The organism is Pantoea sp. PNT03 (assembly GCF_014852515.1).
Classification (GTDB): Bacteria; Pseudomonadota; Gammaproteobacteria; order Enterobacterales; family Enterobacteriaceae; genus Pantoea; species Pantoea leporis.
Genome location: NZ_JACVBT010000002.1, coordinates 497,669 through 511,307, shown reverse-complemented (window position 1 = coordinate 511,307; position 13,639 = coordinate 497,669). Strand labels below are relative to the sequence as shown.

At 52.8% G+C, this 13,639-nt stretch carries 11 protein-coding genes and 1 pseudogene; 6 read left to right on the top strand and 6 right to left on the bottom strand.

The window, feature by feature from the left end; all coding sequences use genetic code 11:
* Nucleotides 1–11 precede the first annotated feature (11 nt).
* From IB226_RS10425 to IB226_RS10415, 3 genes and pseudogenes are all read left to right on the top strand, one after another.
* Nucleotides 12–4,577 carry an autotransporter outer membrane beta-barrel domain-containing protein gene (locus IB226_RS10425; RefSeq protein WP_225608257.1) on the top strand — a complete coding sequence of 1,522 codons (4,566 nt, stop codon included), beginning with the start codon at nt 12–14 and terminating at the stop codon, nt 4,575–4,577.
* Between the two features lie 69 nt (nt 4,578–4,646).
* Nucleotides 4,647–4,802: pseudogene (locus IB226_RS23400) on the top strand (TetR/AcrR family transcriptional regulator); the annotation flags it as partial.
* Nucleotides 4,803–4,950: 148 nt separating this feature from the next.
* Nucleotides 4,951–5,499 carry a pyridoxamine 5'-phosphate oxidase family protein gene (locus IB226_RS10415; protein ID WP_192235159.1) on the top strand — a complete coding sequence of 183 codons (549 nt, stop codon included), beginning with the start codon at nt 4,951–4,953 and terminating at the stop codon, nt 5,497–5,499.
* Here IB226_RS10415 and IB226_RS10410 read toward each other — a convergent pair whose 3' ends face one another.
* The gene (locus tag IB226_RS10410; protein WP_192235157.1) at nt 5,500–6,966 is read right to left on the bottom strand and encodes an MFS transporter; all 1,467 of its coding nucleotides are present in this window, start codon (nt 6,964–6,966) and stop codon (nt 5,500–5,502) included.
* A 116-nt stretch (nt 6,967–7,082) separates the two neighbouring features.
* Between IB226_RS10410 and ftrA the strand changes: the two genes are divergently transcribed.
* On the top strand, nt 7,083–8,087 hold the full coding sequence (ftrA, locus tag IB226_RS10405; RefSeq protein WP_192235154.1) for a transcriptional regulator FtrA: 1,005 nt from the start codon (nt 7,083–7,085) through the stop codon (nt 8,085–8,087).
* A 37-nt stretch (nt 8,088–8,124) separates the two neighbouring features.
* On the opposite strand, the gene uraH is transcribed toward ftrA, so the two are convergent.
* Nucleotides 8,125–8,547: a hydroxyisourate hydrolase gene (gene uraH / locus IB226_RS10400; protein WP_192235152.1), complete on the bottom strand. Its 423-nt coding sequence runs from the start codon at nt 8,545–8,547 to the stop codon at nt 8,125–8,127.
* A gap of 587 nt (nt 8,548–9,134) precedes the next feature.
* Nucleotides 9,135–9,338: a general stress protein gene (locus IB226_RS10395; protein WP_064740224.1), complete on the bottom strand. Its 204-nt coding sequence runs from the start codon at nt 9,336–9,338 to the stop codon at nt 9,135–9,137.
* 425 nt (nt 9,339–9,763) lie between these two features.
* Between IB226_RS10395 and IB226_RS10390 the strand changes: the two genes are divergently transcribed.
* A complete protein-coding gene (locus IB226_RS10390; protein ID WP_192235150.1) occupies nt 9,764–10,258 on the top strand; it encodes a DUF892 family protein in 495 nt (164 codons plus the stop codon).
* Between the two features lie 429 nt (nt 10,259–10,687).
* Nucleotides 10,688–12,253 (top strand): methyl-accepting chemotaxis protein, encoded by a 1,566-nt coding sequence (locus IB226_RS10385; RefSeq protein WP_192235148.1) that lies wholly within the window; start codon nt 10,688–10,690, stop codon nt 12,251–12,253.
* 43 nt (nt 12,254–12,296) lie between these two features.
* Here the strand turns inward: IB226_RS10385 and map are convergent, their stop codons facing one another.
* The 3 genes from map to IB226_RS10370 form a co-directional block, all read right to left on the bottom strand.
* On the bottom strand, nt 12,297–13,079 hold the full coding sequence (map, locus tag IB226_RS10380) for a type I methionyl aminopeptidase (protein ID WP_110867162.1): 783 nt from the start codon (nt 13,077–13,079) through the stop codon (nt 12,297–12,299).
* Nucleotides 13,079–13,321, bottom strand: coding sequence for a ParD-like family protein (locus IB226_RS10375; RefSeq protein WP_008106304.1), 243 nt, complete (start codon nt 13,319–13,321; stop codon nt 13,079–13,081). Before IB226_RS10375 ends, map begins: the two co-directional genes overlap by 1 nt.
* Nucleotides 13,322–13,433: 112 nt before the next feature.
* Nucleotides 13,434–13,619: a general stress protein gene (locus IB226_RS10370; RefSeq protein WP_101761305.1), complete on the bottom strand. Its 186-nt coding sequence runs from the start codon at nt 13,617–13,619 to the stop codon at nt 13,434–13,436.
* Between the last annotated feature and the right edge of the window lie 20 nt (nt 13,620–13,639).

Sequence of the window (13,639 nt, the reverse complement as noted above, 5' to 3'; positions counted from 1 at the left end):
TGGAGTGAACGATGATGTTTCGATTGCATCCGCTGTTTATTAGCCTTATTGCCGCTTACGGTGTGTTTAATCCAGCCTCGCCAGTTTGGGCGGCGACGCTTAAGCCTTTTACGCCAGAATTAAATGACAACCGCGCCGGCGTGTTTTGTATTTGCAATGGCTCGACTCAAACTTTAAGTGGCAATCAGCGGTTTGCGCCCGGTCAGGACGGCGGTGGCACCATATCCATCGGACAATTGCTCAGCAGTGGCAGAATTATTTCGTATTCCTGGCAAGATTCAGGTCGCGTCGATCTGGGCGCGCAGAATTATGTGATTAACGTGCCAGACGCCAATGGCAGCGGCAGTAATAGCGTTCAGGTATATAACTCCGCCGCGATTAGTGCCATTGAAACCAATACCTTGCCGAATTTTTATAACGTTAATAATGGGCAGTATATCAACGCGCGCGTTGCGCAGGTCAGCAATGGCACCATCAATGTTGATATCGGGCAAAAGGGCGCCGCAACCACCGCCAGCACCAACGGCTGGTCGATGGCGGCGAAACAGAGCGAATTGTTTACTGCCAGCGGCAGCGGCACCATGAACTGGAACTCCGCCAATCGCATCTCCTTTTTTGGCTCCTACACGCCTTACACCTATCAACTGGGGCAATGGTTCGACAATGTGGTCTCCTGGCGCGGCGCGTTTAGCGTCACCACGCTGGACAATGCCACCACTTCATTCAACGTTTCCAACGTCAGCAGCTTGCAGAGTTACAACAATTGGCTGATTGAGCAATTGCAAAACGGCAATCTGGCCGCCGATAGCTACAGCAGCGAGTTTAATAAAGCGCTCTCCTTGCGCAGCGATGTCATCGCCTATGTGATCGATGCCGATGAATACTACGACGAAGTGACGCAGCCGATTGGCGAACGCATTGTGTTAAGCGCTGATGGCCCCAATGCCAGGGCAACCATTGGTAGCAGCGGCATACTGGAAGTGGTAAATGCCAGCAGCGCGGCGATGCGCGCCAGCAACGGCGCGACGGCGGTGATTGACGGCAAACTGGCCAGCGTTGGCAGCAACGCACTGGAACTGTTGAACGGTAGCACCGGCATCAACAACGGCGTCATAAACAGCGGCTTTTTCAATAATGCCGATGGCAACGGCGTCGATGCCTCGACCGTTGGTGCGGATGGCACCGGCGTGTATGCCAACGGTGGCAGCCGCTTCACCAATAATGGCGTGATCAATACCGCGATTAACAGCACCGGCATCCGTCTCGAGGATGCCAGCGGTGCGAATAACGGCACCATCAATGTTAAAGGCAAGGGCGCGACGGGCGTTGCCGTTTCGGGCAGCCAGGCCAATTTTGCCCAGAACGGCAGAATCAATTTGTACGGCGAAAATGCGGTAGGTGTTGATGTGCGCGATGACGCCAGATTAACCATCAGCGATGCCAGTTCACTGCATTTTTTCGCGCCGAATCAAACCGGTTATCAAGCCACCAACTATGCACACATTGATAGCAACGGCGGCAGTTATGATGTCTCCACGCCAGGTTCGGCGCTGTATCGCCTGAGTGATGGCGTGATCTTTAATCCGGTGGTGGCTGCCGACGTGACGTTGAGCGGTGCCAACACACGCGGCATTGTCGCTTCAGGTGACGGTTCACGACTTTACGGCACCACCTTGTACGGCACCGACAGCTATCACGTTAACGGCGAAGGGGCGATTGCGGTTCAGAGCTCGGAGGGTGCAGACGTGACCATCACCAACCCGATTGAGCTGAACGGCAACAATACCATTGCGGGCACCGGGCAAGGTGGATTCTTCGCCAACGTGGCGCCGATCACCGGCAACGGAACCAACGCCACTGCCTTTGATATCCGCGATGGTGTGATCTATCAGTCAACGCCGCGTGGCACCATAAATCTCAGCGGGCCAAACAGCATCGGCGTGCGTATTCGCGGCGGCGGAAATATCTTTGATGGATCCAGCACCAACATAGTCTCGGGTATCGCGCTGGATACCGCCGAAGGCAATACCGTTTATTGGACCGATCACAGCGGATTGAGTGCGGGCGGCATTGCTGCGGTGCGCGTTGGCAATAACGGCGGCCTAACGATTAATGGTGATACCGCCGGGCCGAATTTTTACTACAGCACCATCAACGCCAATGCTGGCGCAGACACCATCTTACTGGATAAAGGCGCAGCATCGTTAACCGCCAGCAACATCGGACTCTACAATTCTGGCGGCGGCACTGTGCTCAACAACCGCGCGGAAACCAGCAATATTTCGCTGCAAGATGTCGGGATGAACACCGATGGCGGCACGTTAATTCGCTCCGAGACCTCATTCGATCCCAACGGTTATATGCTGGGTACGGTGAGTGGTGCAGGCGCGACGGGTTATGTGTTTAGCAAAGAAGATGGTTCTACCACCAGCAACGATTTGATCATCCCACAAGGTTACAGCTTCTTTGTCTATGGTCCGGCAACCGGCGTGCGCGCCAACACCACCGGGCGGGTGATCGCCAACGGTAACATCATCGTTAACAGTTCCGATGGCGGCTCGGCGATTGTCACCAGCACCGCCAGCGAGGTGATCAACCGCGGCACCATCGTTTCGCTCAGCCTGGTTTCGCCAATTATCGATCTGCGTGGCGGCAACTCCGTATTTATCAATGAAGGCAACGTCACCGCGCCTTACCCGGAAACGGTAGTGGTTGCTGGTGGCGCCACCAATGACCAGATCGCGCTGGTCGATGGCAACGTGGTGGGCGATGTGAACACCGGCAACGGCACCGACGTGGTCGAACTCACCGGCGGAACCATTGACGGCAGCGTGACGATGGGAACCGGTGTTAACAATGTGGCTTCGATCGCCAACGTCAGTCTGGCAAACACGCGTCACATCACTACCGCAGGCGGCAGCGGCAGCACGCTGAACTTTAGTGAGATTAACGCGCGCGGGGGTTCGTTCAGCAACGATGATCTGGCGCGCGGCGTTAACCTCGGCGCAGGCTGGAGCACCATCAACTTCTACAACACGCAATTTACCCTTACCGATAATCTCAAACTGGCACACAGCACCATCAACGTGGATAGCGGCTCAACGCTGTTTGTCGGCGATCAGGTCAATCCGGTTTTGTCGGGCGAGACTGACGATTCGTTGGTGGTGAATAACGCCGGTACGTTGGATCTCACCAACGGCAGCGGCGCGGCGGGCAACACGTTGACCATCAACGGTGATTTGGCGTCGGCGGGCGGCAAGCTGGCGTTGCGGACGCAGGGCGCGCAAAGCGACACTTTACGCGTTAACGGCAACGTGACCGGCACTACCTTTATCAACGATGCGCTGAGTGCTGCCACGCTGGCGGATAGCAATCGAGATGGCGTGATCTCCGCCAATGAAGGCGTTTCTCTGGTGCAGGTTGCTGGTAGCGCCAGCGCCAATAGCTTCGCGCTGCAACGGGGTTATGTCGCGGCAGGGCCGTGGCAATACGGGCTTTATAGCTTTGCCCCCGAGAATGGCAATACAACCTGGGATTATCGTCTGGCCAATAACTACGTTTGTAAAGATGGTTCCCTTTGCCAGCCGCAGACAGCAGGCAGCGGCGCGGTGCGCCCGGCGGTCATTCCACAGCTTCCTTCCTACATTTCGGCGCCGGTCGGATTGGCGTATTACACCCTGGCAACCATTGGTGATTTACATCAACGCCTGGGCGAATTGCGGCAGAATCCAGACGGATCAGCGGAAATGTTCATCCGTTATTCCGGCTCCAACCAGAAGTACAAAACTAACCTTGATACGGCGCATTACGGTTACGACTTTGACCTCGATTACAGCGCGGTGCAGTTTGGCGGCAACCTACTGCGGTTGGACGGCGAGCAAGATAGTCTACGCGGCGGCCTGGCTTACACGCGCGGCAATGCGCGCATCCGACCGAATGCAGCGGATGGTTATAGCTCAACCGATTTCGACAGCGACAGCCTGGCGATTTACGGCACCTGGCAGCGAGAAAGTGGTTTCTATCTGGATGGCGCGCTTTCACTCGATTGGTATCGTGGCGACACCGATATCGCCCGACAAAAAGAGGTGGCGAAGCTGAAAGGCAAAGGCTGGACCGCATCCCTGGAGAGTGGTTATCCGTTCCAGTTGGCGAACGGTATTCGTCTTGAGCCGCAAGCGCAACTGCTGCATCTGCATTTGAAGATGGATGACTTCACCGACGACGATCAAACCCAAGTCTCTTACGACGATTATGACCAAACCATTGGCCGCGTCGGCGCACGTCTGGCACGGACCTGGAACGATAGCGGCAGCGGGCAATATACGCCGTATCTGCGCACTAACTACTATCGCGGTTGGGGCGGCACGGCGAAAGCGGATGTTGGTGCCAGTAACAGCGAGGTTAGCGATAGCTTCAACAGCGGCAAGTTCGGCCAGATGTGGGATGCCGGCATCGGCGGCAATGCGGCTTTCACCAACAATGTCTCGCTGTATGCCGAAGCCAATTACCGCAAAGAGATCGACGGCAACGGCGTGCAAGGCTGGAATTACAACGCGGGCGTACGCTGGGTGTTTTGATAAAACGGTTACCCTCACAAGCCCGCCGGTTTAGTTGACGGCGGGCTTTTTTACCTGTTACGAGCCGGCATGAATCAACCCACTCGCCAGCGCATGACGCATCAGGCACGTCGTCAGCAACTGATTGGCGTGGCGTGGAATCTGGTGCGCGCGCAGGGCAGCGATGCGCTAACGTTAGGACGCGTGGCGGAAGCGGCTGGCGTCAGTAAACCGGTGGTCTACGATCTTTTGGTACGCGCCGCCGATGCGATTTCCCATGCGGTGGTGTGCGGTGACATCAGCCAGCAGCAAGGATTAGCAGAACTTCAGGCGCTGATTCTGGCGCTGGTGGAACGTCACCAGTAACCTTTTATCCAGCCAACAGGAACAACAGATGTCATTACGCGAGATTGATAGCGATTGCTGGCAACAACTGGAAACCGGCGCAAGCGATCCCGATGCCGGTTTTCACTTCTTAACGCTCGCGTCGGTTGATCGACAGGGCAAGCCGCAGGCAAGGACGCTGGTGCTGCGCGCGGTTGACCGCGTCAAACGCATGCTGGAGTTGCACACCGATATGCGTAGCCCGAAATGGCAGGCGCTGGCGGTTAATCCAGACGTTACGGTTCTGGGATACAGCGCAAAAACGCAGCTGCGGTTGCAGGGAAAGGTCGAGCTGCACGCCGCGCACAGCGCAGTAGCTGAAGCGGCGTGGCAACGATTATCGCGCCGGACGCAGCAAACCTATGCTGGCGCTGCGCCGGGAAGTGACATTGACCACCAATCCAATGATGTCGCTAACGCCGAGGATAATTTTGGCGTGTTGCTAATCCGAATTACCCAACTGGATTGGTGCCTGCTGGCGCGGGAAGATAATCAAAGAGCGTTGCTGAATTACACCGCCGAAGGCGCGCTAGTCAGCAGCAAAAGGGTGCATCCGTAACTAAGGCGTGCATTGTTGCTGCGCCTTGCGACGAACGTTAAACAGCAGAAAACTCGCCAGCGCCAATCCCCAAACGCCCGCCGCGCCATACAACAGCACGTCGGAAAAACCGTCGGTGAGCACCTGCGCGGCAATATCGTGGTTCAATGAAATCTCGCCGCCGCCGGCGATGCGCTCGGCCAGCGTATGCACATCACTTTGTCCCGGCATAATGCGTTGCAAACTCGCCGCAATGCCCGCCACCAGCAAACTGCCCATCAGCGCGATATTGATGGCAAGCGTAATCAAGCGCGCGCTGATATCAATCCCCGACGCCATGCCAACGCGATTACCCGGTACCGATCCGGTTGTGGTGTTGGTCACTGGCGTGTTGGTCAGTCCGAGCGCCATTCCAGCGAGCAGCGCGCCTGGCAGTAAACTCATCTGCTGCGCCACGGCGAACTTCATCAACATAAAGCCCGCGCCGATGGTGCATAATCCCAGCGGAATCATGCGCGCCGCGCCAAAGCGCACCACCAGTTTCTCGCCCAGCGGCGGCATCAGTAAGGTTGGTAAAGTGTAAGCCAGCAGCGCCAAACCGGTTGCCATGCTGCTGTAGCCAAGGCCGCTTTGATAATAGACCGGCAAATAAATCATCAGCGGCCAGAAGCTGAAGTTCATGCCAATCGAGCCCATTAATGCCCCGGAAAAGGCGCGGATACGGAACACGGAGAAATCAAACATCGGATGTGGATGGCGCTTCTCATTCCATACAAACAGCAGCGCGCTCAGTAGTGTAACCAGCAAAATCAGTTGTGCCGCGACGCTGTTCCAGCCGAGGCTGCAGCCCTGCGTAATGAGATAAGTGGCGCCGACCACGCTGAGCGATAAGGTAATCAGGCCGCTGAGATCGAGCTTTTGGGCTTCAGCATCGCGCGATTCCACCACATTTTTCAGCGCGAGGATCAGCGTCAGCAACGCGATAAATCCGTGTACCAGAAACACCCATTGCCAGCTAAACCAGGCAACTAGCATGCCGCCGATGATGGGTCCGAATCCCAGCCCAAAGCCAAAGGTAATGCCCCACGCGGCGAACGCACGGCTACGCGCTTTGCCCTGCGGAAACTGGAACGACAGAATCGCAATCAGGCAGGTTAACATCGCGCCACCGCTTAATCCTTGCAGCAAACGTCCGACAATCAGCCACAGCGCATTGCCCGCCAGTCCGCACATCACCGATGTCACGCCGAAGGCGATGATGCTGATGATGAAGATGCGCTTGCGTCCATAAGTGTCGGCCAGCGTGCCGGTGGCCATTAACACTGCGGTGCAGGCCAGCGTATAGGCGTTCATGATCCACTGCAGTTCGCGGAAGCTGGCGTGCATCTCCCTTTCCAGCACTGGTAAAATCACCGGTACGCTGGATATCTCCAGTCCCGACATCAATGCGGCCAGACAAACCGCCATCAGCGCCAACATGTTCTTCATACTCAATCCCTGCGATTCGTTAAGAGCGTGCCAGCATGAAAGATTGGCGTGCGAGTGGAAATCTGCCTGCATGCCATATATCGTCAAGATCGTGCCAATTTCTCCGGTGACCTTAAATGCAAATGATTGCTACGCTTCATGGCCGTTCACCTGCACCGTTCAACCGCCGACTGGTTTTGCTGGCGTATGAATGTCTGTGTACCTTTGAGTTCGGCATCGCTGTTGAGGCTTTCGGGCGCGCCGACGAAGTGTTCGGCCAGCCTTTGTATGATTTGAGCGTGGCGTCGGTGGAAGAGGGCGTATTCGGCGCGCAAGGTGGCGTGCGGCTAGTGGTCGACGGCGGACTTGAGCTGCTGGAAGAAGCGGGCACCATCGTAATTCCCGGCTGGCGCAGCGTACATGAACCGGCATCGGATCAGCTTATCGCCGCGTTACAAAAAGCCCATCGCAACGGCACGCGTATTGTTTCGATCTGTGCAGGCAGTTTCGTGTTGGGCGCTGCCGGATTGCTGGATGGTAAGCGCGCGACCGCGCACTGGAACAGCACCGAGATTCTGGCGCAACGCTTCCCGCAGGTGCAGGTTGAGCACGGTATGATTTATGTTGATGAGGGCAGCATCATTACGTCAGCGGGTGGCGCAGCGGGTGTGGATTTGTGTCTGCATCTGATTCGCCGCGATTATGGTATTGAAGTGGCAAACCGCACCGCGCGTCGCATGGTGACGCCGCCGCTGCGCGAAGGCAATCAGGCACAGTTGGTTCAGCAGCCGGTGCCGCAGCGTGCGGCAAAAAATCTTTCGCCGTTACTCGATGATTTGCGTAATCACCTCAATACGCCATTGGTTATTGATCAACTCGCCAGGCAAGCTGGCATGAGCCGCCGCACCTTTTTACGCCGTTTCCATGACGCTACCGGCACCACGCCGGGAGAATGGATGTTGAGCGTGCGGCTGGAAAAAGCTTGCGCACTGCTGGAGAGCGGCAAGCTGAGCATTGATCAGGTTGCTGAACAGGCGGGATTTGGATCGCCAGAAACACTACGTCATCACTTCAGACAGCGGCTCAACACTACGCCGACCAACTGGCGCAAGTCATTTAGTGACAGAGGGATAACACAATAGATTCCGTGGGTCGCCATTTAAGGCGACCGTTTTAAATTTAATTCCCGCGATAAGTCGAATAACCAAACGGGCTCAATAGCAGCGGAATATGGTAGTGCTCGCCGTTGCTTTCCATATTGAACTCGACCGGAATTTCCGGGAAGAAGGTTTTCTGGTTGTTCATTTTGTAATAGTCACCGGTTTTAAACACCACGCGATAGCTGCCTGCGCTGGCGGTTTTATCTTCCGGGAATAGCGCGCTAATCCTGCCGTTGCTGTCGGTTTTGCCGCTGGCTAATTTCACCCAGTTATTATCCTGTTTCTGATCGAGTTCAACCTCAATACCCGCTGTCGGCGAGCCTGTTTGCAGGTTCAAAACATGTACGCTGAGCGGATTTTTTGGTGCTGCCGGTTGTGCTGCTCCCGCTGACAGGCTGGTCGCAATCAGGATGGCGCTGGCTGAGGTAAAGAGAGTTTTCATTAAAATATCCTTTTCAAGCAGGTGAATGTGCTGCAATCCTGGATGCTTCTACAACAAAATCATAATTGATAAGACTAAATGTGAAATTTCTGAGATCTGACGAGCAATCGACCAAGAGCTGACATCTTAGCGGGCATTGATGCAAACCTGGTTGCCATGAAGGGCGAGCATACGTAATGCAGGTCATTGTTGTTGTCACTCCCTCAGTGCAAATGGCGGTTAATTTAATTACCAGCGAGCGACAACTACGCTAATCCACCTCCGATTATTCTGAGTCATCTGTCAGAATTCTTCTCTAAAAGTTGTACCAGTTTAAGTAACATGTACATATATAATTTTGAGTCAGGCATTTATTATTAGCTTGCAAATGTAATTTTGTGGTTAATAAGCGAAGGGTAAAGCCTGGATAAGCGAAGCGGTAAATAAATTGAAGTTGATCAAGAAATAATCGATTATACGGATTTTTAGCTGGAAATAACCCTCCTGACATGGATAAATCTGTATTTAAGCGAAGCGTAAATACAGTATCAGGAGAGTGTTGTGCAGAAGTAAAACGATGTTAGATGTTTATTCTTTTGGGAAGAATGTTATTTGCGTCGGCTGATTTTCCCTCCTTTTCTTCCTGCTTCAATGGCGCGCTCCGGGTCGTTTTTGAAGTTACCGCTGCTAGCCTGACCGCCTTTGCGCCCGGCTTCAGCCGCGCGTTCCTTGTTCTCTGCGAAGTTGCCTGCACCACCACGACGTTGCGGCTTTTTTTCTTCCTCATCGGGTAGCTTCTTAGCGTCCGTCATTGGTTCTCCTCTTTTTTAAATACCAACATGATGCAAAATAAATGTAGTGCCATTTTTTCCAGTTTCAAGCCTGGGTTTCTCGTAAGTCTTAATTCTAAGAGGCTTGCTTATGTTACTTCCAGTTAAATTTTCACTTCTCTCTAAATGTAACTACCATTAGTTACGTGCTTAAGATTTTTAACATTAAAAAGAAAGCTTCTCTAGCCAGATAATAAGCGAAGCGGTAAGCGCATTTACTTATAACCTCAATCGCAATTCTTGCGCACATTACTTGCAGCTTGACGCTTGCTTGCTACGTTTAATTAATCTTCTTGTTTAGTCTAAATTAACGCTTCGCTTATTTTGCTCAATTAGCCTAAATGAGCTGATGTCATACCCATCAGGCAGCTAACTGTCGATGTTCTTCTCACTACCGGAGCAAATTGATGACCAAGGAATTTGTATATCTGGATTGGTTGCGCGATGCGCATGCGATGGAAAAACATGCAGAGCCTTTGCTGCAGGCAGCTACGGTGCGGCTGGAGGAGTTCCCGCTGTTACAGGCACGTATGAAGCAATATGCACAACAAACCGCTGAACAGCAGCAGTGGGTGAAAGACGTTTTGAAACGCTACGACAGTAACTGGTCAGCGCTGAAAGACGCGTTAGGACGATTGTCGATCGTTGGGCAAGCCGCGAGCGATATGTTGCGCAATGAAGAGGGCGTGCGCATTGCGGTGAGCAGCTACGTGTTCTGTAACTATAAAGTGGCAACCTACACCGCATTACTGGCCGCAGCGCAACAGGCGGCGGACAGCAAAGGCATTAAGACTTTCCAGCTGATCCTGCAACATGAAATCCAGATGGCAGATTGGCTTCTTCATCAGTTGCCGGACGTGGCGAATGAGGCCATTTTGCATAGCGCGGTAGCCGCAGTCTGACGGATAACTATAAGCGGTCGGCAGCCTTGCTCTGCTGACCGCTCAATTTGGCTTGCAGGTTAAACGCTACAGAGAAACTAACTGTTTTCTCTTAGTCAAATTGCTGCAACTAATAAAATCAGAATCATTCTTTGCTATTTGTTAGCCTGGCGAGAACCTTTATTCTAAATTAAGTAAAAAAACCAGGCTTAGAATTTTATGTTATTTCCTATCAGTAAATGTAACTGATCAATGAAATCGATTTCAGCAAAATAACACTCCGCGTCTGATATTTGAAATGTGACCCTATTAATCATCGTCTCTAATGTTAATGAAATTGCTGACGATAACAGCAGAGATGCTGCCGATTAACGCCCGTAGCCTCTTCTTTTTTTTAAAACAACATTATTGTCTTCACTACTTTTCAATCAAAATCATTGAGGTTTCTAAATGGACGTAGTTCAAAGATTTTCACGTAATGTAAAGTTGCGAACCAAACTTACAATATCCTCTATGCTCAATATCGCGATGCTACTTTTAGTGGCGTTACTCGGATTAAATTCGCTATTCTTAGCGGAAACCGGCGTTAATGGCATGATGAAAGACGATTACCCGACTATTGCATTGGGCAACCGATTAATTGATGAGATCAACGTAACGGTGCAGCAGCAGGCGCTGCTGCTGAGCCCGATTGATGCGCAACGCCGGACAACGATTCAGAGCAATCTTCAGGATGCCTCGAAGAAAATTACCGAAACCTATAAGCAGTTAAATAAGCTGGCTTCCGATGATGAATCAATCGCATTTCTCAAGCGCGTGGAAGTGAGGCGAGCAGAGTTCCTTAAAGAGCGAAATGTATTCTTCGATTTAGTGAATAGTGATGTGACAAAAGCAGTGAATTTCTATTTTTCTACGCTTGCCTTAGCGCAAAGAAATTATATCGATGAAGTTGAGGGGTTTATTACCCTGCAAGAGCAGCAAATGGATGGCTCCTATAATAAATTTATGGCGTCATACGGCAAAACGAAAATTTCCATGCTGATTATTTTTGTGGTGGCTATTTTACTTTCAGCATTTATTGGCTGGATTATTATCCGCTCGATTACCGTGCCATTGAAAAAAGTGATCGCCTTTCTTGGTCGAGTGGCGGATGGCGATCTCAGTTCTGATTTTCATGAACAGCGAAAGGATGAAATGGGGCAGTTAATTAACGCCATCCAGCAGATGCAGGAAAAGATGTCGGATATTGTCAGCCATATTCGCATTAGCGCAGAACAGATTTCCGGCGGCGCCAGCGAAATCATGTCGGGCACCAACGATCTCGCGGCGCGTACGGAAGAGCAGGCCAGCTCGGTAGAGCAAACGGCGGCCTCGGTGGAGGAATTCAGTGCCACCATTAGCAACACGCGTAATAATACCCACGTTGCTGCCGATCTCTCCGCCAAAGCGGAAACCACAGTAGGACGCAATGCCAGCATGATGGACAACGTCGCCAGCAAAATGGCCGAAATCAATGATTCTGCCAGCCGCATGGCAGAGATCATCAACCTGATCGATTCAATTGCTTTCCAGACCAACATTCTGGCGCTCAATGCTGCGGTAGAAGCCGCACGCGCGGGTGAACATGGTCGCGGTTTTGCCGTGGTGGCGCAGGAAGTCCGCGCGCTGGCGCAGAAAACCGCCACCTCATCGCATGAGATCCGTAATTTGATTGAGGAGTCGTCCACGCGTATTGCCGATGGGCGCGATATGGTGACGGATGCCAATAAATTGATGAACGGCATGATGTCGAACGTGGCTGAGATGAAAGAGTTGCTGGTGCAGATCAATCAGGCCAGCAGCGAGCAGGCCGACGGCATCAGCCAAATCAACACCGCGATTAGCCAGATTGATATCACCACGCAGCAGAATGCGTCGCTGGTGGAACAATCGCTGGCGGCGTCGGCGATGCTGAGCGAGCAGGCGGCGAATATGGTGAATAGCGTAAGCGTGTTTACGCTGCGTCAAACCGCTTAATGCGAGTGTGATCCAGAACGGCATATGCGTTCTGGATCTTTTTTTAAATTGCCGGATATTCGCCGGTACCTTCTGGCCACGGCGTCAACAAATCAAAGCCGGTTTCGGTCACGGCGATGGTGTGTTCCCACTGCGCTGACAGCGAGCGGTCTTTGGTGACCACCGTCCAACCATCGGACAGTACGCTGGTGCCGGCTTTACCCGCGTTGATCATCGGTTCGATAGTGAAAATCATGCCCGCCTGAAGCGCCAATCCCGTGCCTGGCGTGCCATAATGCAGAATCTGCGGATCGCCGTGATACACCTCGCCAACGCCGTGACCACAATATTCTCGCACCACCGAGAAACCGGCTTTTTCCGCTACCTGCTGAATGGCCGCCCCGATATCGCCTAAGGTCGCGCCCGGTTTTACCACTTTGATACCTGCCACCATCGATTCGTAGGTGATATCCACCAAACGTTTGGCGCGCACCGACGGCTGGCCAACGTAATACATGCGGCTGGTGTCGCCGTACCAGCCATCTTTAATGATGCCGACGTCTATGTTGACGATGTCGCCATCCTTGAGCTTTTTCTCACCTGGAATGCCGTGGCACACCACGTGATTCACTGACGTACAGGTCGTTTTGCTGTAACCGTGATAGCCAATATTTGCTGGCACCACTTTTAGCTCGTTTACCACGTAATCATGACAAATCGCGTCCAGTTCATCGGTGGTGACGCCCGGTTTAACGTACGGTGTGATGATCTCCAGCACTTTAGCGGCGGCGTGTCCAGCGGCACGCGCCAGTTCGATCTCTTCAGCGGTGTGCAGTTTGATGCTCATTACGCGATTCCCTGCGAGGTGAATAAAGGATGGTCGAGCAGTTGCGCTAAATCCGCGCCGCTGTCGCGTTCAACGCGCATCAGCAAGCGCGTCAATTCCTGATGATTGAGTGACGGATAAATCTCGGCCAGCATGCCAATCTTCATCCAGTGTTCTGCCTGCGCATTGATGGAACGGCTCATCGCCGTGCTGGCGATGCGCAGATTCTCATGCATTAAGTCAGAGATTTTTACGATGCCCATGGTGCAACCTATATATGAATCGTATGTGATATGTATATAGGTTACCGTTTTAGGCTAGGATATGCAAAAAGGGGGTGAAGCCAATCCATGGCGGACAAAATCCTAAGGCGCCTTACTCAGACTTCGTTGGAGGACGACGACTTATTTTGCCTCCTTTCCGTCCCGCTTCAACGGCGCGTTCAGGATCGTTTCTGAAGTTGCCTCCACTGGCTTTGCCTCCCGCCTTGCCAGCTTCTTTCGCACGTTCTGGATCGTTAGCAAAATTCCCTGCGCCGCCTCTGTAGCTCTGTTTGTTCATAGGAAGACCTCTTATCAATG

Coding starts and splice junctions, on each gene's coding strand:
- IB226_RS10415 (WP_192235159.1), top strand. CDS start 4,951: ATGTCATTACGCGAGATTGATAGCGATTGCTGGCAACAACTGGAAACC.
- IB226_RS10375 (WP_008106304.1), bottom strand. CDS start 13,321: ATGGGCATCGTAAAAATCTCTGACTTAATGCATGAGAATCTGCGCATC.
- IB226_RS10395 (WP_064740224.1), bottom strand. CDS start 9,338: ATGACGGACGCTAAGAAGCTACCCGATGAGGAAGAAAAAAAGCCGCAA.
- ftrA (WP_192235154.1), top strand. CDS start 7,083: ATGCAAATGATTGCTACGCTTCATGGCCGTTCACCTGCACCGTTCAAC.
- map (WP_110867162.1), bottom strand. CDS start 13,079: ATGAGCATCAAACTGCACACCGCTGAAGAGATCGAACTGGCGCGTGCC.
- IB226_RS10370 (WP_101761305.1), bottom strand. CDS start 13,619: ATGAACAAACAGAGCTACAGAGGCGGCGCAGGGAATTTTGCTAACGAT.
- IB226_RS10390 (WP_192235150.1), top strand. CDS start 9,764: ATGACCAAGGAATTTGTATATCTGGATTGGTTGCGCGATGCGCATGCG.
- IB226_RS10410 (WP_192235157.1), bottom strand. CDS start 6,966: ATGAAGAACATGTTGGCGCTGATGGCGGTTTGTCTGGCCGCATTGATG.
- IB226_RS10425 (WP_225608257.1), top strand. CDS start 12: ATGATGTTTCGATTGCATCCGCTGTTTATTAGCCTTATTGCCGCTTAC.
- IB226_RS10385 (WP_192235148.1), top strand. CDS start 10,688: ATGGACGTAGTTCAAAGATTTTCACGTAATGTAAAGTTGCGAACCAAA.
- uraH (WP_192235152.1), bottom strand. CDS start 8,547: ATGAAAACTCTCTTTACCTCAGCCAGCGCCATCCTGATTGCGACCAGC.